Raw genomic sequence first — 20,937 nt, 5'->3', positions numbered from 1 at the left:
CCCGCTCCGGAAAAACCGAGTTCCAGTTTATTGGTGCATGGCCATTAAGGATTGGTGCATCGCGAACGACCGTCGAGGGAATCCCGCGCCGGCGCGGGATTCCGTACGGGACGAAAACGGGAACACGGCTCCGGAAAACCGGTTCGGTGCACCGACTTTCGACGCCGGCGGGTGGTTTTTTCCCGTGCCGAACAAGGAATAACCCCCTGAAAATCAGGGGGTTATCCAAAGATCGATTGTAGCCGCTTAGAGATCGAGGACCAGCCGCAACCAGTCCCGCAGGTCGCTGAATAGAATCTGAATTGTAGCCGCTTAGAGATCGAGGACCAGCCGCAACGTGTGCCGCCCGCCCGATCAGCGCGATCGATTGTAGCCGCCTGGAGATCGAGCGTCAGCCGCGATCGGTCGCGGGGCCATGTCTTGGCAAGCCCGATCGCAACCGCTAAGAAATCCCCGTCTTCGTTCCCGCCCCGCGGCACACCGACAACCGCGACGATCTGGATCTTCCGCGACCCGTTCACGCGTCATCTGCCCGACCAGTAGTGCCGGGGCGGACGCTCACGCCTCGTGAAAGAGACATCGCTCGCAGGTCAGCCGGGCAGACCCGGCTACGGGGCGGGTGGAAACAACGGCTGTGCAATGCGCACACCCGGTCAAACGCCCGCGACGGCCTGCTCGAGGCCGTCGGGACTGTCGCCGGTATTCTGAAAGGGGATTCATGAACTCAATCGACGAGAAACTGCGACCGATCCTTAGCACGGTTCTGCACCGCAATGCCGGCGAGCAGGAGTTCCATCAGGCCGTGCACGAGGTGCTGGAAAGCCTCGGGCGCGTGATTTCGAAACATCCCGAATATGCCGACGAGGCGCTGATCGAGCGGATCTGCGAGCCCGAGCGCCAGATCATCTTCCGGGTGCCGTGGATCGACGACAAGGGCGACGTGCGAATCAATCGCGGCTTCCGCGTGCAGTTCAATTCGGCCCTCGGCCCCTACAAGGGCGGGTTGCGGTTCCATCCGTCGGTGAATGTCGGGATCATCAAGTTCCTCGGCTTCGAGCAGACCTTCAAGAACGCCCTGACCGGGCTTCCGATCGGCGGCGGCAAGGGCGGGACCGATTTCGATCCCAAGGGCTGCTCGGATCGCGAGATCATGCGCTTCTGCCAGTCGTTCATGATCGAACTGCACCGCCATATCGGCGAGTACATCGACGTTCCGGCCGGCGACATCGGCGTCGGCGGGCGCGAGATCGGCTACATGTTCGGCATGTACAAGCGCCTGACCAACCGATACGAGGCCGGGGTGCTGACGGGCAAGGGGCTGTCGTACGGCGGCTCGCGCGCCCGCACCGAGGCGACCGGCTACGGCACCATCTATTTCGTGCAGCGGATGCTCGGTACGCGCGGCACCAGCTTCGACGGCAAGCGCTGCGTCGTCTCGGGGACCGGGAATGTCGCCATCTACGCGATGGAGAAGATCCTGTCCTTCGGCGGCCAGGTCGTGGCCTGTTCGGATTCCGACGGCTACATCGTCGACGAGAACGGCATCGACCTCGATCTGGTCAAGGAGATCAAAGAGGTCCGCCGGAGCCGGATTTCGGAGTACGCGCGGCTGAAGGGCGTGGGAAGCCACTACATCAAGGGCGGCTCGATCTGGGATGTTCCCTGCGACGTGGCGATACCGTCGGCAACCCAGAACGAGCTGACCGGCGCCGATGCCAAGTCGCTTGTCGACAATGGCGTGATCGCGGTCGGCGAAGGCGCGAACATGCCCTGCACGCCCGAGGCGGTGCATAGTTTCCGGAAGGCAGGGGTTCTGTTCGCCCCGGGCAAGGCCGCCAATGCGGGCGGTGTCGCCACCTCCGCGCTGGAAATGCAGCAGAATGCCAGCCGTGACAGCTGGTCCTTCGAGAAGACCGAGGAACGTCTGGCGGCGATCATGCGCAATATCCACGACGCCTGCGCCAGCACCGCGGACGAATACGGCGCGCCCGGCGACTATGTGCTGGGCGCGAACGTCACCGGCTTCGTCCGCGTGGCCGAGGCCATGCGGGCCATGGGCGTCATCTGAGGGCGCGCTTTGAACGGCGGCGCGAAACGGTCCCGATCTGGGGGCGCCGGTTCGCGCCGAACACAGGTTTTCGGGCGCCGTCGATCCGATAGGACGGCGCCCGATGCCTGGACACGCGACATTCGGCATTCGAAATACCGATTTGTCGTGCCATACTCGGATCGACCGTGGGCGATGGAGCAAGCCCGACGCCATGACCGAGTATCGGATCAAACGGATCTACGAGGCCCCCGAGCCGTCGGACGGGCTGCGGGTGCTGGTCGACGGATTGTGGCCGCGCGGCGTCTCCAAGGTGGACGCGCACCTGGACCGCTGGGCCCGGGACATCGCGCCGTCGACGGAACTTCGGAAATGGTTCAATCACGACCCGGCGCGATGGGAGGAATTCCGCCGCCGGTACCGGGAGGAACTGCGCGGGCATATGGACGACCTGAAGCCCCTGCGCGCCGACATCGGCCGGCCGGTCACGCTGCTGTTCTCGGCGCGGGACGCCGAACACAATCAGGCGGTGGTGCTGAAGGAGCTTCTGGACGAGCTCCAGGCGACCAACAGGAGCTGAGTTTTCCGCTCGCAGGCGGGCGCATCGCCCCTCCCCGGCAACCGGCGCATCAGTGCCCCAGGTAGCGCGCGGCCAGGTCGAGCTGCAGGAACAGGATGGTCAGAATGGTGTTGCCGGCCCAGGTCACGGTCAACCAGCGCGCCACCGGGCCCCAGAACGGGTGGGCGCCGTCGGCGCAGCGCCACACCGAAACCAGGATCCACACCGTATAGGCCGCGAAGCAGATAAGCATGATCTGCTGTTGCGCGATCTGGTTCCGGTAGACGGCCAACGCGCCGACGGCGATGAGGAAGCTGCTGACGAGAACCCCATAGACCCAGAACACCTTCCACAAGGGCTCCGCACCGTACCAAGCGCGGATCTCCGGGGCGAAGAAGGCCCCGAGGAAGCCGGTCACTTGCGATCTCGATGTCCGCGCCGTCGTCATGTGCCTGTCTTTCGCGCGAGGCCCGGACCGGCCGGCCGAGAAGCCTCGGTTGCTCCGGGGCCGGTTACTCCGGTGCGGGCTGTTCCGCGGATACGGCCTGCCAGTACATAGGCATTCGGGCCCCACGCTTCCATGGCCGCGCCTCAGCGCGCGGTCTCGAACTGCGGAAACAGAATGTCGTTCTCGAGGCGGACATGCGCGTCGAGATCGGCGACGAATTCCGTCAGCCCCTGATACAGCGCCGTCCATTTGCGGCAGGCGCCGTCCGGCAGCTTCAGGTCGTTGGTCAGGGCGCGGATGCGCGAGATCTCGGCGGTATGGTCGTCATGGTCGGCGCGCATGACCGCGATGGTCGTTTCCAGCCCGGGGCTGCCGCGGCGCATCGCCGGAAACAGGATCAGCTCCTCCTTCTTCATGTGCACCTCGAGCTCGCCGATCATCTCATGCAGCAGCGCCGACAGTCCCGCGGGCACGTCCGGGACGCTGGCATGGACCTGCTCGACCTTCGCCGACAACGCGACGAGTTCGGGCAGCTGTTCGCGGTGGCGCGCGTGGTAGCGCGTCTCGATGTGGCGGGTCAGTTCGATCGCGCTGGGGGTCTGCGTGTTGTCTCCGTCCATGGTCGTTTCCTTTCACGGTCTCGTGTCGCGGTACCAGTCGCCGCCGGTTCCTGTGGAACGGGCTTGTATTTCGACTTATTCCTGCTAATAGGTATTGTAAATACCGATTAAAAAGAGGCTCGCGCGACCATGCGTCTCACCTCCTTCACCGATTACGGCCTGCGCATGCTGATGCGCATGGCCAGCACCCCGGACCGGGCGGTCTCGACGGCCGAGCTGGCGCAGGAATTCGGCCTGTCGCGAGACCATCTGACCAAGATCATGCAGCGGCTCGCCCGGGGCGGAATCGTGGTCACGCGGCGCGGCGGCGGCGGCGGCGCGGTGCTGGCGCGCCCCGCCGGCGACATCCGCATCGGCGCGGTGGTACGGCTGCTGGAGGAGGGCCAGGCGCTGGTCGAGTGCTTCGCGCCGGACGGCGGGGATTGCACGATCACCGGCTGCTGCCGCCTGAAGGCGCGACTGCGGTCCGCCGAGGCGGCCTTCCTCGCGGACCTCGATCGCTCGACGCTCGCCGATATCGCGCTGCCGGAGCTCGAGGTCACGCCGTGATCGGAACCCTGAGCGTCCCGGAGCGCCGCTACGGCCTGGCGCTCGCGATCCTGCTGAGTCTGCTGGGGCTCACGATGGCGGCGGCAGCGCGGCAAGGTCCCATGGCCGTGCACGGGGGCATGGCGCTCGTCTTGGGGCTACTGCTGGCGTTCGCGCTGGGCGGCGCGCTCTATGATTCCGAGCCCGCGCCCGACCGGACCGGGCGCTACTACGACGCGCCGACCCGCTTCGGGATCGCGATGGCGCTGGTCTGGGCGATGATCGGCATGGGCGTGGGCGTCTGGGTCTCGGCCCTGCTGTACTGGCCCGAGGCGACGCCGGCGCTGCCGTGGACCAGCTTCGGTCGCCTGCGCCCCGTGCATACCACCGGCGTGATCTTCGGGTTCGGCGGCAACGCGCTGATCGCCACCTCGTTCCACGTGATGCAGCGCACGTCGCGCGCCCGGCTGGCGGATGCCGTCAGCCCCTGGGCCGTGCTGATCGGCTACAACCTGTTCTGCGTCTGGGCCGTCAGCGGCTATCTCATGGGGTCGACCCAGTCGAAGGAATATGCCGAGGCCGAGTGGTACGCCGACCTCTGGCTGGTGGTGGTCTGGGTCGCCTACCTGGTGCTCTACCTGCGCACGCTTGCCCGCCGCAACGAGCCGCACATCTACGTCGCCAACTGGTACTACATGGCCTTCATCCTGGTCGTGGCGATGCTGCACATCGTCAACAACCTCGCGCTGCCGGTCAGCCTGGCCGGGACGAAGAGCTTCACCATCTGGTCGGGCGTGCAGGATGCGATGGTCCAGTGGTGGTACGGCCACAACGCCGTCGCCTTCTTCCTGACGGCCGGCTTCCTGGGCATGCTCTACTACTTCCTCCCGGTGCGCTCGGGCCGGCCGATCTGGTCGTACCGGCTGTCGATCGTCAGCTTCTGGGGCATCGTCTTCTTCTACATCTGGGTCGGCTCGCACCACCTGCACTACACCGCCCTGCCCTACTGGGCGCAGACCCTGGGCATGACCTTCTCGGTGATGCTGCTGGTGCCGTCCTGGGCCTCGGCGGGCAACGCCATCGCGACGCTGAACGGCGCCTGGCACAAGGTGCGCGACGACGCAACTCTGCGGTTCATGTTCGTTGCCGCAGTGTTCTACGGGCTGTCCACCTTCGAAGGATCGTTCCTGGCGATCCGCCCGGTGAACTCGCTGTCGCACTACACCGACTGGACGGTGGGCCACGTCCATTCCGGGACGCTGGGCTGGGTGGCGATGATCATCTTCGGGGCGATCTACACGCTGGTGCCGCAACTGTCCGGCCGCACGGCCATGGCCTGGCCGCGGGCGGTGGAATGGCACTTCTGGCTCGCCGTCGCGGGAACCCTCGTCTACGTGGTGGCCATGTGGAACGCCGGCATCACCCAGGGGCTGATGTGGCGGACCTACGCCGAGAACGGCGCGCTCGCCTACAGCTTCCTGCAATCGGTCATGGCGATGGCGCCGTACTACCTGCTGCGCACCATCGGCGGAGCCCTGTTCCTGACCGGCGCCGTGATCTGCGCGCTGAACACCTGGGCGACGATGCGCGGCCCCGTTGCCAGCGCGGCCACCAGCGCGGCGCAGGCCGACCGTCCGCTCGCCGCGGTTCCGGCGGATTAGGCCGATGCTGAAACTCCACTACAATCTCGAGAAACTCTCCATGGGGCTGGTGGCCGCGATCATCCTCGCCGCCTCGGTCGGCGGCATCGTCGAGATCGCCCCGCTCTTCACCATCGACGAGACGGTGGACGTGCCGGCGGACCTGCGCCCGCAGACGCCGCTGGAACTCGCCGGCCGCGAGATCTATCTGCGCGAAGGCTGCTATGCCTGCCACAGCCAGATGGTGCGCTCGCTGGCCGACGAGATCGACCGCTACGGCCCCTATTCGCTGGCCGCGGAGTCCGCCTACGACCATCCGATGCTCTGGGGCTCCAAGCGCACCGGGCCGGATCTGGCACGGCTGGGCGGGAAATACTCCGACGCCTGGCACGTCGCGCATCTGGTCGATCCGCGTGCGGTCGTGCCGGAGTCGATCATGCCCGCCTATCCATGGCTGATGCGGCCGCTGGAAACCGGGGACATGGCCGCGCAGCTCTCCACCCTGGCCCGGCTGGGCGTCCCCTATACCGACGCGATGATCGCCAATGCCGAGCGCGATGCGCTGGCCCAGTCCCGCCCCGAGGGCGACGACGCCGCCGGCATCCCCGATCGCTACGGCGAGGGGGTCGCCGTCAGCGCGTTCGACGGCGATCCCGCGCGGCTGACCGAGATGGACGCGCTCGTCGCCTACCTGCAGTCGCTGGGGCGGCTCACCGGCGTCGCCTACGGAGAAGGCGCGGGCCGGGAGACCACGGAGGAGGCGGCCCGATGACCCCGAGCCACGACGACCTCGTCTTCCTCGCCAAGACCGCCGGCCTAATCTGGATGATGGGCTTCTTCGTGATCGTGGTGGTGCTGGCCTACCGGCCAAGCCGCCGCGCCGCGCACGAACGCGCCGCACGCTCCATCCTGCCCGGAAACGCGGCATCGAATGCCGCCCGGACACCGGATGAGCGGCCATGAGCGGCCCCGCGCCTCACGAGCCGGACATCGATCCCGTCACCGGTTACGGCACCACGGGGCACGAGTGGAACGGCATCCGCGAACTGAACACGCCGTTCCCGCGCATCGTGGTGGCGGCACTGGTCCTGACCTTCGCCTATTCCGTCGTGACCTGGGTGCTGCTGCCCGCCTGGCCCGTCGGGCGCGACTATACGCGGGGCCTGCTGGGGCTCGATCAGCAGGTTGTCGCCACGGAGCGCTATCGGCGCCTGACCGAGGAGCGGGCCGACTGGACGCGGCCCTTCGCCTCCGGGGATTTCCCGGCGCTGGCCGCCGACAGCGAGCTGATGGCGCACGCCATGCCGGCCGCGGCGCGCCTGTTCGCCGACAACTGCGCGGCCTGCCACGGCAGCGACGGGACGGGCGGGCCCGGTTTCCCGAGCCTGGCGGACGGCACGTGGCTCTGGGACGGCGCGCCCGAGGCCATCGCCGAGACCCTGCGCGTCGGCATCAACAGCCCCCATCCCGACACCCGTTTCGGCCAGATGCCGGCCTTCGGTCGCGACGGGATGCTGCAGCGCGAAGACATCGCGGCGGTGACCGACCATGTGCTGGCGCTGTCTTCCGGGCAGGCCGATCCGGCCAGCGCGGGCGCCGCGATCTTCGCCGACAACTGCGCCTCCTGCCACGGCGACGACGGAGCCGGCGGCCTCGGGATCGGCGCGCCGTCGCTAGCGGACGACCACTGGATCTATGGCGGCAGCCGCGACGCCATCCTGACCACCCTGCGCGACGGCCGCCAGGGCGTGATGCCGTCCTGGGAGGGCCGGCTCGACGACGCCGAGATCAACATGCTCGCCCTCTACGTCGCGGCGTTGAGCGCGGCGGCAAGCACCGGAGGCGGGCAGTGACAGTGACACTGATATCGCAACGGCGCCTCGCGATCCTCGGCGCGGTCGTCCTCGCCGGCGTGTTCCTCGCCGCCAACGCCCATCTCCTGACGGTTGCGCTGCGCTCGCAGCCAGATTGCATCGCGCCGGCGCCGGACAAGCCGCCCGCGCGGCGCGCCTGCTGAGGACAATCCCATGCTCGAGCCGCTTCCCGCCCTTCAGGAACCGCTCCGGCCCGCCTCGCCGTTCGCGCGGGACCTGCCGGCCGGCGCCGCGTTCGACTGGCTGCGGGCCGGATGGAACGATTTCCGGCATACGCCCGGGCCGAGCCTGGTTTACGGACTGCTGATCGTCGCCATCTCCGTCGGCGTTCTGGCGGGGCTCCATGCGACCGGGACGATCTATCTGGCGTTGCCCGCACTCGCCGGGTTCCTGATCGTCGGCCCGTTCTTCGCCCTGGGGCTCTATGAGAAGAGCCGGCGCCTCGCCGCCGGCGAGCCGGTGAGCCTGGGCGCGATGCTGCGCGCCCGGCCGACCTCGACGGGCCAGCTGGCGTTCGCCGGCCTGATGCTGGGCCTGCTCGTCTTCTTCTGGCTGCGGGCCGCCGACCTCCTGTACGCGCTGTTCTTCGGACTGCAGCCGTTTCCCGGCGCCGAGGACGCGCTGACGAACGTGCTGACGACCGCGCGCGGCTGGACGCTGATCGCGGTGGGAACCGCCGTCGGCGGCCTTTTCGCCGCCTTCGCCTTCGCCATCAGCCTATTCTCGATCCCGATGCTGATGAGCGAGCGGCGCGACGCGCTGACGGCGCTCGGCACCAGTTTCGGCATGACCACCAGCAACCTGCCGTCGACGCTCACATGGGGCGCGATTGTCGTCGCCGGGGTCGCCCTGTCGGTGGCCACGGGGCTCGTGGGCCTGATCGTCATCTATCCGGCCCTGGGCCACGGCACGTGGCACGCCTGGCGCGCGATCGCCCGACACGAGACAGGCCCGTGAGCCCCGGACCACGCAACACGCTGCCGACCGGCGAGACCCGCCACCACAAACCAAGGGGATAGGAGAGAAGAATGGACAACTGGCTGCCGACCCTCGTCACCGCGACGCCGAGCGAGGGCTACGACCTGGCCGTGAAACTGGCGCGCATCGCCGTCAAGAAGACCCAGCCGGACGCCGACGAGCGCGAGCGGATGCGGCCGGACTATGCCGGCGATGCCGACGCGCTGATCGCGGTCTCGCAGGTCGTCGCCACCAACTTCGCCACGATCGCGGCGGCCAACGACTACTGGCGGGCCGGCGCCTGACAGGATGCTGGACCGGCACGCGGCCGTGGGGCGCCGCGTGTCGGAAGGCGGTATCTGCGGCGGCGATGGATGACGCGCTGTCGCCGCCGCAGGTCGCATCCCGCACCCATACCGGAGTCTAGTACGCGGTCAGGGGAGCGGCGCCGTCAGGGAGGCGGGGGCGCCGTGTGTGTGTCGTGTTCCGGAGAGCCGACCGGCGCTTTGGTCCGCCCCTCAGTCGGCCGGCGGCAGGAAGTCGACCTCGTGCTCGGCGGCGATCCGGACCACCTCGGCGGGATCCGGCACGTTGTGAATTCGCTCGAACAGGGATTTCAGCGAGCGGGTCGGGGCGACCCAGAAAAGGCTGGTCGCGTCCGCGCCGGACTTGTTGAAGATGCCGTGGGGAATGCCCATCGGCATGCGCACCAGATCGCCGGCCGTGGCGGTGAATTCCTTGCCGTCGAGCCAGAGATCGTAGCGCCCGGAGAGGACGTAAATGAACTCGTCCTGGGTGGGATGCACGTGCGGCGGCACGAAGGTTCCCGACGGAAAGAGAGCGTGCCACGCCATCGAGTGATCAGAGTGCTGCTTCAGGGTGTAGGTCTGGCCGAGGATCGACCAGACGACCCCGTCGAACCCCTCCGTCGAGGGCGTGATGCCGGCAGGCATGACCATCATATGCTTGGCTCCTCGTAGCGGCTGAAGGATGAGCGGGCTTTATCGCAGGAACGCGGCGATCGACTGGATCGCCCCGGGCGCCTCGTCGAGCACGAGATGCCCCGCGTTCGGCAGCACCTCCAGTCGGGCGTCGGACAGGCGGTCGAGCCAGGCATCGCCGTGCTCGACCGGCCGGATGCGGTCCTCCTTGCCCCAGACGAGCAGCACGGGCTGCGAGAGCCGGCCGAGGCGACGGCCCAGCTTGCGGTTCCCCATTGGCCGATCCCAGACGACCCGGGCCGCCGCAACCCGCTCGCGGTAGCCGAGCGTCAGGAAGTCGACGTCATGGGCCTTCGGCAGCTTGTTCTCCAAGATGGAGGTATCGTGCGCGAGATAGCCGGGCAGGTCCGCGGCGGGGATCGTCATCACGTCGGCGGCCGGTGGCTCGGCGACCGGCAGACCGGACGGTGCGACGAGCACGATGCGGGCGAACAGCGAGGGCCGCGACACGCCCAGCTCCGCGGCAATCCAGCCGCCGAACGAGAAGCCGACCAGGTCGATCTCGGCAAGCCCCATCGCATCGAACAGCTCCAGATAGTGGAGCACGTAATCGTTGATGTCGTCGATGTCGGGATCGTCGCCGGATTCGCCGAAGCCGGGGTGGTAGGGAACGATGACGCGACGCTCGGCGGCGAGGTCCGCAAGGAAATCGAACCCGGTGAAGGTGCCCGCGCCGTGCAGGAAGACCAGCGGCCGCGCGTCTTGCGCCCCGCCTTGCCCCGGGGCGCGCCCGCTCTGATAGACAACGGTCCGCACGCCGCTGATATCGTACTCGCTCGGCTGGAAACCTTCGGGTGCCGCCACGTATGGCTTGTTCAACATCGTCATTCTCGTCTCACTCCATTGTCGGACGACATTCGAGGAAGCGGGCGCACCGGTCACCTATCCAAAGATAGGCGACCGGCCGGCGGCCGCGATCAGTTCGCCTTGTTCCGCGCGGCCATTTCCTTCCCGACCTCCGCGCGATAAAATTCGAGCGCGGCTTTCGCATCGAGCCCCTTGGCACTCGCGCGCGCGATCCAGCTGTCCTCCAACGGAGCGAGCGTCTGCTTCAGCTCCTCCAGGAATGCGCCCTCGGCGACGACACGCTGGACACCGGCTTCGTCGATTTCCGCGTTGGCGGCCTCGTCCGAGGCGTCCCAGACGGCGCCAGCGCGCCGTGACAGGTACTCGCCTGAGATGGACAAAATCGCCTCCTTGTCGGCGTCCGACAGGCTGTCCCACTTGGCCTGGTTCATCATGATCACGAAGCTCGTGGTGTAGAACCCGCCGGGCACCGCCAGCTCGTGCTTGACCAGCGGAACGAGATTGAAGCCGCTCATCGATTCCGGAGGAAAAAGCGTGCCATCGACGACTCCGTTGGACATCACCTCGTAGGACTTGGTCGGCGGCGCGGAGACCGGAGAGCCGCCGACCTGTTCGAGAATCTCCGTCTGGATCGCCGCGGACGCGCGGACCTTCAGCCCGGCAAAGTCAGCGATGGCGGTGACCGGCTTGCTGATCGTGTAGAGCTGTCCGGGTCCGTGCACCATCAACGCGAGCACCTTCACGCCCTTGTGCTCGTCGAACTCGGCCAGCATGGCCTCGTGCGTCCGCCACAGAGCGACCGACGAGATCTCGGCGCTGTAGGTCGAAAAGGGAAGCTGCGACAGCCCGCTCAGCACGAAACGGTTCGGCAGGAAGTCGTGGGTGACGAAGCTGACGTCGACGATCCCCTTGCTCACCAGATCGAAATAGGCAGGCGGCGCACCGAGCGGGGCGCCGAGCATCTCGGTCTTCACCCGACCATCGGTGACGCGCTCGACGTCCTGGGCCCATTTACCAAAGATCTCGGTGGTGACCGGATGGGTCGGCGGGGCCCAGCTCGAGACGCGCAGGGTCGTTTGCGCGGCGGCGGATTGAACAGAAGCTGCCAAGCCGATCGCCGCCACCGCGGCGGACAGAAATCGCGTCAGTGTGCTCATGTCGTGTCTCCTCTGCTTTTGCTTTGCTTGTCGTTGTTCTTTGCGCCCTAGTGCATTGAAAGCGGCAGGAACATCACCGTCATCGGGACGAACAGGAAGATCAGGATCCGGATGATGTCGGCGACGTAGAACGGAATGAGTCCGGCGCAGATCGTGCGGAAGCCGACTTCGGGGAGCACGCTGCGGAGAACGAAAATGTTCATTCCCACTGGCGGCGTGATGAGGCTTACCTCGGTCAGCACCACCACGAAGATGCCGAACCAGACGGGGTCTATCCCCGCGGCCTGGACGATCGGGAAGACGATCGGGATCGTCAGGATGATGAGTGACATGCTCTCCAGGAACATCCCGAGCACGACGTAGCCCGCCATCAGAATGAAGATGAGTTCCAGCTGGGTTAGCCCGAGGCCGGTGATCGCTTCGCTCAGCCAGTAGGAGAATCCGGCAAGGTTGAGGAACGCGGTGTAGATCAGCGCGCCGATCAGAACGAAGAACAGCATCGTCGTGATACCGGCGGCGTCTCTCAGAATGTCCAACACCACCGCCGGGCGCAGCCGCGCGCGCACGATGGCGAGAAGGAACGCGCCGAAAGCCCCGATGCCGGCAGACTCCGTCGGCGTGAAGACGCCAAGATAGATGCCGCCGATAACGACAATCAGCAGCAGGGCGAACATCCACACACGGCGCGTCACGGCGAGCTTCTCGAGGAAGGACGTCGCCTCTCCGCGCGGCGCGATACCGGGTTTGAGAACTGCGGTCAGCCAGATCGCGGCCATGTATCCGGCAATCGTGATCAGGCCCGGTACGATACCGGCCACGAACAGCTTGCCGATGTCCGTCTCCGTCAGCAGGCCGTAGACGATCATGACCACGCTCGGCGGAATCAGGATGCCGATCGTGCCGCCGGCGGCGATCGAGCCCGCCGCGATGCTGTCCTGATAGCCGTACCGCTTCATCGGCGGCATGGCGACCTTGGCCATGGTCGCGGCCGTCGCAAGCGAACTTCCCGACATTGCGCTGAATAAGCCACAGGCGACGATGGTCGCCATCGCCAGGCCTCCCCGGAACCGGCCGAGCCAGACATTCGCGGCGACATACAGGTCGTCGGCGATGCCGGCCCTGGCCACGAGGCTTCCCATGAGAATGAACAGGGGAACGACCGAAAGCTCGTAGGCCTGCCCGGCGTCGAGGGTCGTCTGCGCGACAAGCGCGGCCGCCGGCGTCCAGCCAAGAACGTAGACCAGGCCCGCGAAGCCCACGATCAACATGGCGAAGGCGATCGGCAAACCGACGGCCATGAGTGCCAACAGCGCGGCGATGGAAACCAGCGCCGATGTCACGACGGCGACCTATCGGCCGGAACGGCGACGCGACGCAGCTCGCGCAGCATTCTCGCGGTGAACGCGATCGCCGCTAAGCCGCAGGACGCCGAGATGAAATACGCGAAGGGCCCGATCGGGATGTGCAAAAAGGGCGTCACATCCCCGATCGCGACCACCTCTCCCGCCTTTTCCCAGGTCAGGATGGCGAGATAGACGAGCGTTGCCACGATCATGGCCGCGCTTGCCCGCTCAACGAAGCGCCTGACCCCCTTGCTCATCATGTGGAGCAGTACGTCGACGCGAATGTGCGAGCCCGCCGCACAGACCGCGGGCAGGCCAGCGAATATCACAAGGACGAGCAACAGCTGCGTGATCTCGAAGGAGCCGGCCAATGGCCGGTTCAAGACGTAGCGGCCGATAACGTCGACCACCGTAACGCCCATGATGGCGAGAACGACGATGCCGGCGAAGGAGAGCAGGCCCTTTTGCAGTCTGTCGATCAAGTCCCGCCCCACCGTGATCCGAAGTCCGCCGAGTCCGAGGTCACGCCAAAGGCCCGACATCGGGAAAGGGCGTGATCGTTGGGCGTGGTCCCGTCTCCGTCACCTATCGAAAGATAGGTCAGGCAAGTGGAACCGTACGCGACACTATCTTTCGATAGGTGACCGGCCCGGTACGAGGACCTTAGCGTTGGCAACTGCAGAAAAATCGCGAGCACCGTCGAGCGCGGCGGCGTGGGCGCTGTGGCGCAGGCGCCGTCGACCACCGGCCGACACTTACATGGAGATCAAGCATTGGGCATCCTGTCGGGCACCGAATTCTACGCATGGCACTTCATGCCATTCTCGAACCTTCCCGAGGACGTGAAAGACCGGGATTCGCTCTGGGTCGACCTGCCGAACGATCTGTTCGATCCCGAGGTCGGCCACAAGCTGTACACCCGTTACATCTCCGAGCTCGTGCTCGCCGAGAAACTTGGATTCGACGGCCTGTGCGTGAACGAGCATCACGGCACCGCCTACAGCATGATGCCGGTTCCCTCTATCATCGCCGCCGCGCTGATCCCACAGACCTCTCGCGCGAAGATCTGCGTGATGGGTACGCCGCCGGCAATCGAGTATCCGCACCGGCTGGCCGAGACCTACGCGATGCTGGACGTTATGTCCGGCGGCCGGCTCGAGATCGCCGTCCCGCTCGGTACACCGATGGAGTACTGGCTGAACCCGATTAATCCGGTGACGGCGCGTGAGCGTCAGGCCGAGGCGGTCGAGGTCATGCTCAAGGCATGGTCGCCGGGGTCGCCGCATCGCCACACCGGCCGCTTCTACAACTACCGCTACCTGAACGTCTGGCCGCGCCCGTTCCAGAAACCGCATCCGAAGATCTACTTCGTCGGCTCCGGCAGCCCGGAAACCATCGAACTCGCGGCTAAGTACGGCTTCGGCTATTCGTCGACCTTCAGCCCGATCGCAACCCAGCTGGCGGCCCAGCAGAGGCTGCGCGAACTCGCCGCAGAGTACGGTCACGAGATCCGGCCGGACCAGACGCCGATGACGGTGCAGGTGCACATCGCCGAAACCGACGAGCAGGCGGTCGCGGAGATGGAGCCGCACGCCCGCCTCTTCTTCGATGTGTTGCTGCGCGCCGGCCGCTTCACCGACGTTCCGGGCTATCTGACGCTCGCGCAATTCCGCAAACGCAACGGCCAGGTGCTGCCGGCCAGCCACGGCAAGTTCGACTGGGAGGGTGTCCGCAAGACCCACCGCATCATCGCCGGCTCGCCGATGACCGTCGCCCACGCGGTCGAGAAATGGGCCGAGGACGCCAGAACCACGCGCGTCATCTTCCAGGTTCATCTTGGCGACATGCCGCACTGGAAGGTCGTCCGCACCCTCACCTACCTAGGCGAAGAGGTGATCCCGTACCTACGGTCGCGTGCCCAGGTATCGGCGGACGACGGTCCTGCCGCTCTGGCGTCATGACCGGCGGTTGGAGTTGAAGGGGACTTCGCGCCGCGGCTATAAACGGCGATCGGTAACTTGGGACCAGTCGTAGCCAGATGGATCGACAGTCCGCCCCGGCTCCCTTGAGTCAGGCCCGGATTTCGTCATCCCGGCTACCGGCCGGGACAGTGGCGAGGCCCCGGCTCGATGGCGCCTTGGATGCCGCGCGGCGCACCGGGTTCACGCTGGTGCACGCGCCCGCCGGCTACGGGAAGTCGACCCTTCTGGCCGAATGGCGCCGAACCATCGAGAGTGCCGGCGAGGAAACCATTTGGCTCGCCGACCACGTGTGCCACCGATCGGCGGCGCTGTTCCACGACCTCGCAGCGGCATTGCGAACGGACGGTGCCGCTGCGTATCCAGACGCCGAAGATACAGACCCCGCCATCGCCGTACTGTCCGGCCGGCGCGGGCCCGTCACCATTTTTGTGGACGACCTGGATGTCGACGATGCCGCAACCGCGCGGATCCTGTCGGATCTCGTCCATAATCTCCCGGACACCTGTCGCCTGATCGCGGCATCCCGCCGCCGCCCCGACATTCCGCTCGCGCGACTGCGCGCCTCCGGCCGCTATTTAGAGTTCGGCGCCGCCGAGCTGGCCTTCGACGCCGAGGAAATGACCCGGTTACTCCGGTTGCAGCTGCAGGCAGACGTCAACGACGGAGCAGTGGCGAGGTTCAACGCGAGGATCGGCGGATGGGCCGCCGGCGTCCGGCTGGCCATGCTAGGTGCGTCCGAGCCACCTGCGACGCTCGACGATCTGTCGATCAGCGGCGCGCATGGATACATCGCTGATTTCTTCGCCGAAGAGGTGATGCACGAATTCTGTGCAGATACCCGGTCGTTCCTCCGAGGCATATCCGTCTTCAACGTCCTGTCCGCCGAGCTCTGCGACCGGGCGACAAATCGTACGGACGCGGCCGACCAGCTCCGAGCGGTCGAGCGGCTGGGCGGCTTCGTGCAGCGCGTCGACGTCAATCGCGAGCACTATGCGCTTCATCCCCTCTTCCGGGAGTTCCTGCGGGGCGAGCTGGCGAAGAACGACAGCAGCGAGATGGTCGCTATCGCCGGGCGGGGTATCGCCTTCCTCGAGGCATCGGGACATGTCGCCGAGGCGCTGAATGTCGCGGTCGGCGTTCAGGACTGGGCCCGCGCCGTGGACGTCCTCAACGCGTGCTGTCCCGACGCGACCTACAAAGGCAGGGTCCACCATCTCGCCCAGTTCGTGCACGAACTGCCGAAGGACATTCTCAAGCAGTTTCCCAGGGTACTGCTCACCATGGCCTGGGCGATGTCGACCCAGCGCAACTTCGTCGCCGCGCACGAACTCCTGGGTCTGGCCACGGAGTATCTCAAGGAGACGGCTTCAGACCGGGAGTCCGCCGACCGGGACAGGTTGAAATACCTGCTGGACCATGGCGAGATGATGATCGCGCAGTTCACCGACAACCAGCCCGAGGCTGAACGCAGGTGCCTGGAGCTGCTGTCGCGGACGGTCGAGATCGATCCCTACGTGGTCGGCAGCGTCGAGAGCTCCCTACTGTATGCCCAACGCGAGCAATTCAACCTCAGGAATCTGGCGAAGCTGGACGCCTCGGCGTTGGCGCGGTTCCGTCGCGCCGACAGTACCTACGGGTTTGTCTGGAATCAGTCGATCGTTGGCCCGTCGCGATGCATGGCGGGCGACACCGACGGGGCGCTCCGCGCGCTTGGCGAGGGTGTGGAAGCCGCCCGCGCTTACGCGAAAGGCCAGGAATGGTTTCTCGCCGGGCCGGCGTGTCTGCTCGCCGAAGTCCACTATGAGCGCAACGAACTCAAAGAGGCCCGCTCGCTGCTGGAAGCCTATCGCGGGCACATCAAGCACGGTTTCGTTGATCAGATGATCGCCGGCCACGTGACCTGGGCGCGACTTCTCGCCGCCGAGGGCAACGCGGACGACGCACTCGCCATGCTGGCGGAGTACTCGGTCTTCGCCAAGACCCGGGGCATCGCCCGGCTGCACGACATCGCCGCCGCGGAACGGATCAGACTGCTGCTGCTGGCGGGCCGCGCCAACGAGGCGCTGCAACTAGCCCGCAACGAGGGCCTGGCAGTCGACGCGCAACTGCTGCTGCCGGTCGCCGGCGCGACAACCGCCACGGAGGCACGTGCCTTCGCCTGGACGCGCATCGCCAGGGCCGAGGGCCGGATCGCGGACGCGCTGCGGCTGGCCAAGCGCTGGGCCGCGTTCACGCTGGAGAGCGGCGCGAACCGCTCCGCCGTGCGATGGGACATCCTCATAGGCCACCTGAAGCTGCTCGAAGGCGACGAGCTGGCGGCGCGGCGGCAGGTCAGGAAAGCGGCTTCGAGCGGTGCGCCCGGCCGATTCGTGCGGGCGTTCCTCGACGAAGGGGAAACGACGATCCGCCTGCTGGCGGACTCGGTCGACGGCAACCACCAAACGGCGACGGCGACGGATGCGTTCGTCGAAGAGATTCTGCGCGCCTCCGACGCGGGCCGGCGCGTCGGCCCGCTTTCAGCTGAGGACGATGCTGCCGTCATGGTGTCGCAGCTCACGAGCCGGGAGACCGAAATCGCGGCACTCGTCGCCGCGGGACTGCGCAACCGCGAAATCGGCCAGCGTCTCGGTATGACGGAAGGATCGGTCAAATGGCACCTGCAGCAGGTGTACGACAAGGTCGGCATCCGGCGTCGGGCCGGGGCGATCCGGCGCATCCGCGAGTTGGGTCTTATCCCGTAGGTCACGCACCGTTCGCAAAAGCTATCTTTCGATAGGTGCCTCGACCGACCGCCCTGGTGTCTGCTCCGGGAATGGTTGCCAGTAGTGATGATGCCAAGCGGGAGGCGTAATGCGCGCTATTCAAATCGAGCGAGAGCCCGAGCCGTCGATAGGGGAGCTACATCCGGCCGATCCCGATCTGTTTCGTGAAGCCTCAAGCCGGTTCGCCTCCAGCGTCGCCGTAGTCACGACAGCAGGGATGGACGGGGATGGCTGCGGGCTGACAATGACTGCGGTCGTTCCGGTCTCGATCTCGCCGATGCAGTATCTCGCGTGCCTCGGTCACGAGTCCGCGACCCTTGCCGCGATCCGCAAGCACAAGGTTTTCTGCATCAATGTCCTGTCCGCGTCGCAGGCTGAGATCTCGAACCGGTTCGCCGGCAAGGGCCGAGGCAAGTTCGAAACGGTCGAGCACGTCGTGACGAGCCGTGGCGTTCCGGTGATCGCCGGCGCGGTGGCGAACATCCTTTGCGACGTGGCGGAGATCGTGCCCTCCGGCGACCATGACATCGTGATTGGGACCGTTACGCACGCCGCGCACACGCCCGGCGATCCGCTCGTCTATTTCGCCAAGCGCTACGCGAGGCTGGGCGACGACCGCCTGCGGGACTGATCCCCGCGTTTTCCGGTCCGGTCTTGCCCGTGCCCGCGCGGCGAGACCGCCCGCGGCAGGACCGGATCCGTACATTGAATCGCCGCAGTTGCGGTTTTAAATGGGCCCGACGTCGATTGGGGGCCCGGACCGTTGAAGCTGTCGCGCGACGACTTCCCGCTGCTTCTGCAGTTACTGCAGACCGACGGCTATACGGTCGTCGGCCCCCGGCTCGACGCCGGAGCGGTCATCTATGACGAGATATCCGGCGTCGACGACCTGCCCGCCGGCTGGACCGACGCGCAGGAGGCGGGACACTACCGGCTGACGCGCGGCGACGATCCCTCGCTGTTCGGCTATACCGCCGGGGTGCAGTCGTGGAAGCGTTTCCTGTTCAGGCCCCAACGCACGCTCTGGCAGGCCGAGCGCGAGGGCGACGGCTTCGCGATCCGGGCGCACCGGGACGAAACACCCCGCTATGCCTTCGTCGGCATGCGCGCCTGCGAGCTTCACGCGGTCGCGGTTCAGGACAAGGTCTTCCTGCGCGAAGGCGCGACCGAGACCGACTACGCGGCCCGGCGCAAGGACGCGCTGTTCGTCGCCGTCAACTGCGCCACGGCCGGCGGCACCTGCTTCTGCGTATCGATGGAGACCGGGCCCCGGGCGCGCGAGGGCTTCGACCTGGCGCTGACGGAACTCGTCGACGGGGACCGGCACGACTTTCTCGTGGAGACGGGCAGCGAGCGCGGCGCGGCGCTGGCGGCGCGGCTGCCGCTCGTGCCAGCGACGGACGAGGACACCGCCGCCGCCGACGCGCTTCTGGCGCGCACCGCCGCCGCGATGGGGCGGACGATGGATACCGGCGGCCTCAAGTCGCTGCTGCAGGACAATCCCGAGCATCCGCGATGGGATGACGTGGCCGCGCGGTGCCTCTCCTGCGCCAACTGCACCTTCGTGTGCCCGACCTGCTTCTGCCACACCGAGGAGGACGTCACCGATCTCGACGGGCTCAGGGCCGAGCGGCGCCAGCGCTGGGACTCCTGCTTCACCATGGATTTCTCCCATCTGCCCGGCGGACCGGTGCGCCCGGACGTGCGTTCGCGCTATCGTCAGTGGATGACGCACAAGCTCGCCAACTGGATCGACCAGTTCGGCGAAAGCGGCTGCGTCGGCTGCGGGCGCTGCATCACCTGGTGCCCCGCGGGCATCGACATCACGGCGGAGGTCGCGGCGATGCGCGCGTCCGCGGAGGAAACCTGAGCATGCGCACTCTCGAATCCGTCATGATCGAACACCGGTTCTTCCATGGGCTGGAGGACGAGCTGACGCGCGCGATCGCCGGGTGCGGCAAACAGGTTCGTTTCGAGACCGGCCAGTATCTCTATCGCCAGGGCGACCCGGCCGACACCTTCTACATCATCCGGCGCGGCAGCGTCGGGCTGGAAATGCGCGGACCGCAGGGCAACATGATGTTCAATACCGAGCACCCCGGCGGCGTGCTGAACGCCGCCTGGATCGTGCCGCCGTATCGCTGCAGCACCGACGCGCGCGCCCTGGAAACGACGGTCGCCGTGGCACTCAACGGCAAGTGCCTGCGCGACAAGTGCGAGGCCGATCACCATCTGGGCTACGAGCTGATGAAACGCTTCGTTCCGGTGCTGGTCGACAGACTGACGCACGCGCGGTTCCAGACCCTCGACGTCTACGGTGCGGGCATGGCGTGATGCATACCGGCGCAGAGGCCCCGACCGACCCGATGATCCCGCGCCTGTTCGCGGTGCGCGCGCGGCGCGACGAGACCGAGGACACCTTTACCTTCGATCTCGAACCGCGCGATCTCGGGCCGCGCGATCTCGAACTGCTCGGCGGCGCCCGGTCCATGGCCTTCGCGCCCGGCCAGTTCAACATGCTCTACCTGTTCGGCCTGGGCGAGGTGCCGATCAGCATCAGCGGCGACCCGGCCGAGGCCGGCCGGCTGGTCCACACGGTGCGATCGGTCGGCAGCGTCACGCGCGGCTTTTCGGGGCTGCAGCCGGGCCAGACCGTCGGCGTGCGTGGGCCGTTCGGCACCGCCTGGCCGACGCGGGAGGCGGAGGGACGCGACATCCTGATCCTCGCCGGCGGTCTCGGGCTGGCGCCGCTGCGGCCGGCCATCCTGCGGATCCTGGCCGAGCGGCGGCGCTACCGCCGGGTCTATCTGTTCTACGGCACCCGCAACCCGCAGATGCTCCTGTTCAGGGACGACCTGGAACGCTGGCGCAACACGCCCGATCTGGCGTTCGAGATCACGGTGGACCACGCAGACATCACCTGGCACGGGCGCGTGGGCGTCATCACCAAGCTGATCGCCGCAGCCGACTTCGATCCGGACCGGTCGACGGCCTTCCTGTGCGGCCCCGAGATCATGATGCACTTTTCGGCCGAGGCGCTGAAGGCGCGCGGCATGCACGGCGCCGATATCCACGTGTCGCTGGAGCGGAACATGAAATGCGCGATCGGCCATTGCGGCCACTGCCAGCTCGGTCCCGCCTTCGTCTGCCGCGACGGGCCGGTGTTCCCGCACGACCGCGTCGCCGGCCTGCTCGCCGTGCCGGGGCTGTGA

General features: G+C 66.9%; 23 protein-coding genes. 16 read left to right on the top strand and 7 right to left on the bottom strand.

Annotated elements, in window-relative coordinates:
• The first annotated feature begins 718 nt into the window (after nt 1–718).
• Nucleotides 719–2,068: an NADP-specific glutamate dehydrogenase gene (gene gdhA, locus MUB46_RS16720; RefSeq protein ID WP_261617068.1), complete on the top strand. Its 1,350-nt coding sequence runs from the start codon at nt 719–721 to the stop codon at nt 2,066–2,068.
• A gap of 193 nt (nt 2,069–2,261) precedes the next feature.
• Nucleotides 2,262–2,627, top strand: a complete 366-nt coding sequence (locus MUB46_RS16715) for a DUF488 domain-containing protein (protein ID WP_261617067.1) — start codon at nt 2,262–2,264, stop codon at nt 2,625–2,627.
• Nucleotides 2,628–2,676: 49 nt separating this feature from the next.
• Here the strand turns inward: MUB46_RS16715 and MUB46_RS16710 are convergent, their stop codons facing one another.
• On the bottom strand, nt 2,677–3,024 hold the full coding sequence (locus tag MUB46_RS16710) for a hypothetical protein (RefSeq protein WP_261617066.1): 348 nt from the start codon (nt 3,022–3,024) through the stop codon (nt 2,677–2,679).
• Between the two features lie 173 nt (nt 3,025–3,197).
• A complete protein-coding gene (locus tag MUB46_RS16705) occupies nt 3,198–3,674 on the bottom strand; it encodes a hemerythrin domain-containing protein (RefSeq protein ID WP_261617065.1) in 477 nt (158 codons plus the stop codon).
• Between the two features lie 129 nt (nt 3,675–3,803).
• Between MUB46_RS16705 and MUB46_RS16700 the strand changes: the two genes are divergently transcribed.
• The 8 genes from MUB46_RS16700 to MUB46_RS16665 all read left to right on the top strand — a co-directional run bounded on the left by MUB46_RS16700 (nt 3,804) and on the right by MUB46_RS16665 (nt 8,978).
• Nucleotides 3,804–4,223, top strand: a complete 420-nt coding sequence (locus MUB46_RS16700; protein WP_261617064.1) for an Rrf2 family transcriptional regulator — start codon at nt 3,804–3,806, stop codon at nt 4,221–4,223.
• Nucleotides 4,223–5,863: a cytochrome-c oxidase, cbb3-type subunit I gene (gene ccoN, locus MUB46_RS16695; protein ID WP_425256280.1), complete on the top strand. Its 1,641-nt coding sequence runs from the start codon at nt 4,223–4,225 to the stop codon at nt 5,861–5,863. The genes MUB46_RS16700 and ccoN overlap by 1 nt, the downstream gene beginning before the upstream one ends.
• A 4-nt stretch (nt 5,864–5,867) precedes the next feature.
• Nucleotides 5,868–6,614, top strand: coding sequence for a cytochrome-c oxidase, cbb3-type subunit II (gene ccoO, locus MUB46_RS16690; RefSeq protein WP_425256278.1), 747 nt, complete (start codon nt 5,868–5,870; stop codon nt 6,612–6,614).
• Entirely contained in the window at nt 6,611–6,805 is a 195-nt protein-coding gene (locus MUB46_RS16685) for a cbb3-type cytochrome c oxidase subunit 3 (RefSeq protein WP_261617062.1), read from the top strand. The genes ccoO and MUB46_RS16685 overlap by 4 nt, the downstream gene beginning before the upstream one ends.
• Entirely contained in the window at nt 6,802–7,695 is an 894-nt protein-coding gene (gene ccoP / locus MUB46_RS16680) for a cytochrome-c oxidase, cbb3-type subunit III (protein ID WP_261617061.1), read from the top strand. Before MUB46_RS16685 ends, ccoP begins: the two co-directional genes overlap by 4 nt.
• Complete coding sequence (locus tag MUB46_RS16675; RefSeq protein WP_261617060.1) at nt 7,692–7,859, top strand: hypothetical protein; 168 nt, start codon at nt 7,692–7,694, stop codon at nt 7,857–7,859. Before ccoP ends, MUB46_RS16675 begins: the two co-directional genes overlap by 4 nt.
• A gap of 10 nt (nt 7,860–7,869) precedes the next feature.
• Complete coding sequence (locus tag MUB46_RS16670; protein ID WP_261617059.1) at nt 7,870–8,673, top strand: DUF2189 domain-containing protein; 804 nt, start codon at nt 7,870–7,872, stop codon at nt 8,671–8,673.
• A gap of 71 nt (nt 8,674–8,744) precedes the next feature.
• Nucleotides 8,745–8,978: a hexameric tyrosine-coordinated heme protein gene (locus MUB46_RS16665; protein WP_261617058.1), complete on the top strand. Its 234-nt coding sequence runs from the start codon at nt 8,745–8,747 to the stop codon at nt 8,976–8,978.
• A gap of 213 nt (nt 8,979–9,191) precedes the next feature.
• Here the strand turns inward: MUB46_RS16665 and MUB46_RS16660 are convergent, their stop codons facing one another.
• The 5 genes from MUB46_RS16660 to MUB46_RS16640 form a co-directional block, all read right to left on the bottom strand.
• Nucleotides 9,192–9,635 (bottom strand): cupin domain-containing protein, encoded by a 444-nt coding sequence (locus MUB46_RS16660; protein WP_261617057.1) that lies wholly within the window; start codon nt 9,633–9,635, stop codon nt 9,192–9,194.
• A 39-nt stretch (nt 9,636–9,674) separates the two neighbouring features.
• On the bottom strand, nt 9,675–10,496 hold the full coding sequence (locus tag MUB46_RS16655; RefSeq protein ID WP_261617056.1) for an alpha/beta fold hydrolase: 822 nt from the start codon (nt 10,494–10,496) through the stop codon (nt 9,675–9,677).
• Nucleotides 10,497–10,591: 95 nt separating this feature from the next.
• Nucleotides 10,592–11,638 (bottom strand): TRAP transporter substrate-binding protein, encoded by a 1,047-nt coding sequence (locus tag MUB46_RS16650; RefSeq protein WP_261617055.1) that lies wholly within the window; start codon nt 11,636–11,638, stop codon nt 10,592–10,594.
• Nucleotides 11,639–11,685: 47 nt separating this feature from the next.
• Nucleotides 11,686–12,978, bottom strand: coding sequence for a TRAP transporter large permease (locus MUB46_RS16645; RefSeq protein WP_261617054.1), 1,293 nt, complete (start codon nt 12,976–12,978; stop codon nt 11,686–11,688).
• Nucleotides 12,975–13,463: a TRAP transporter small permease gene (locus MUB46_RS16640; protein ID WP_261617053.1), complete on the bottom strand. Its 489-nt coding sequence runs from the start codon at nt 13,461–13,463 to the stop codon at nt 12,975–12,977. The genes MUB46_RS16645 and MUB46_RS16640 overlap by 4 nt, the downstream gene beginning before the upstream one ends.
• A gap of 291 nt (nt 13,464–13,754) precedes the next feature.
• Between MUB46_RS16640 and MUB46_RS16635 the strand changes: the two genes are divergently transcribed.
• The 6 genes from MUB46_RS16635 to MUB46_RS16610 all read left to right on the top strand — a co-directional run bounded on the left by MUB46_RS16635 (nt 13,755) and on the right by MUB46_RS16610 (nt 20,937).
• On the top strand, nt 13,755–14,942 hold the full coding sequence (locus MUB46_RS16635; protein ID WP_261617052.1) for an LLM class flavin-dependent oxidoreductase: 1,188 nt from the start codon (nt 13,755–13,757) through the stop codon (nt 14,940–14,942).
• Nucleotides 14,943–15,019: 77 nt separating this feature from the next.
• A complete protein-coding gene (locus MUB46_RS16630) occupies nt 15,020–17,704 on the top strand; it encodes a winged helix-turn-helix domain-containing protein (RefSeq protein ID WP_341850244.1) in 2,685 nt (894 codons plus the stop codon).
• A 109-nt stretch (nt 17,705–17,813) separates the two neighbouring features.
• Nucleotides 17,814–18,356: a flavin reductase family protein gene (locus MUB46_RS16625; protein ID WP_261617050.1), complete on the top strand. Its 543-nt coding sequence runs from the start codon at nt 17,814–17,816 to the stop codon at nt 18,354–18,356.
• Nucleotides 18,357–18,488: 132 nt separating this feature from the next.
• Nucleotides 18,489–19,595: a 4Fe-4S dicluster domain-containing protein gene (locus MUB46_RS16620; protein WP_261617049.1), complete on the top strand. Its 1,107-nt coding sequence runs from the start codon at nt 18,489–18,491 to the stop codon at nt 19,593–19,595.
• A gap of 2 nt (nt 19,596–19,597) precedes the next feature.
• Nucleotides 19,598–20,059, top strand: coding sequence for a cyclic nucleotide-binding domain-containing protein (locus tag MUB46_RS16615; protein ID WP_261617048.1), 462 nt, complete (start codon nt 19,598–19,600; stop codon nt 20,057–20,059).
• Nucleotides 20,059–20,937: an FAD/NAD(P)-binding protein gene (locus MUB46_RS16610; RefSeq protein ID WP_261617047.1), complete on the top strand. Its 879-nt coding sequence runs from the start codon at nt 20,059–20,061 to the stop codon at nt 20,935–20,937. The genes MUB46_RS16615 and MUB46_RS16610 overlap by 1 nt, the downstream gene beginning before the upstream one ends.

It is taken from the genome of Microbaculum marinisediminis (assembly GCF_025397915.1).
GTDB classification, from domain to species: Bacteria; Pseudomonadota; Alphaproteobacteria; order Rhizobiales; family Tepidamorphaceae; genus Microbaculum; species Microbaculum marinisediminis.
This window is presented reverse-complemented; position numbering and strand designations above follow the sequence as displayed.

Coding starts and splice junctions, on each gene's coding strand:
- gdhA (WP_261617068.1), top strand. CDS start 719: ATGAACTCAATCGACGAGAAACTGCGACCGATCCTTAGCACGGTTCTG.
- MUB46_RS16715 (WP_261617067.1), top strand. CDS start 2,262: ATGACCGAGTATCGGATCAAACGGATCTACGAGGCCCCCGAGCCGTCG.
- MUB46_RS16705 (WP_261617065.1), bottom strand. CDS start 3,674: ATGGACGGAGACAACACGCAGACCCCCAGCGCGATCGAACTGACCCGC.
- MUB46_RS16700 (WP_261617064.1), top strand. CDS start 3,804: ATGCGTCTCACCTCCTTCACCGATTACGGCCTGCGCATGCTGATGCGC.
- ccoO (WP_425256278.1), top strand. CDS start 5,868: ATGCTGAAACTCCACTACAATCTCGAGAAACTCTCCATGGGGCTGGTG.
- MUB46_RS16685 (WP_261617062.1), top strand. CDS start 6,611: ATGACCCCGAGCCACGACGACCTCGTCTTCCTCGCCAAGACCGCCGGC.
- ccoP (WP_261617061.1), top strand. CDS start 6,802: ATGAGCGGCCCCGCGCCTCACGAGCCGGACATCGATCCCGTCACCGGT.
- MUB46_RS16670 (WP_261617059.1), top strand. CDS start 7,870: ATGCTCGAGCCGCTTCCCGCCCTTCAGGAACCGCTCCGGCCCGCCTCG.
- MUB46_RS16665 (WP_261617058.1), top strand. CDS start 8,745: ATGGACAACTGGCTGCCGACCCTCGTCACCGCGACGCCGAGCGAGGGC.
- MUB46_RS16660 (WP_261617057.1), bottom strand. CDS start 9,635: ATGATGGTCATGCCTGCCGGCATCACGCCCTCGACGGAGGGGTTCGAC.
- MUB46_RS16655 (WP_261617056.1), bottom strand. CDS start 10,496: ATGTTGAACAAGCCATACGTGGCGGCACCCGAAGGTTTCCAGCCGAGC.
- MUB46_RS16650 (WP_261617055.1), bottom strand. CDS start 11,638: ATGAGCACACTGACGCGATTTCTGTCCGCCGCGGTGGCGGCGATCGGC.
- MUB46_RS16630 (WP_341850244.1), top strand. CDS start 15,020: ATGGATCGACAGTCCGCCCCGGCTCCCTTGAGTCAGGCCCGGATTTCG.
- MUB46_RS16625 (WP_261617050.1), top strand. CDS start 17,814: ATGCGCGCTATTCAAATCGAGCGAGAGCCCGAGCCGTCGATAGGGGAG.
- MUB46_RS16615 (WP_261617048.1), top strand. CDS start 19,598: ATGCGCACTCTCGAATCCGTCATGATCGAACACCGGTTCTTCCATGGG.
- MUB46_RS16610 (WP_261617047.1), top strand. CDS start 20,059: ATGCATACCGGCGCAGAGGCCCCGACCGACCCGATGATCCCGCGCCTG.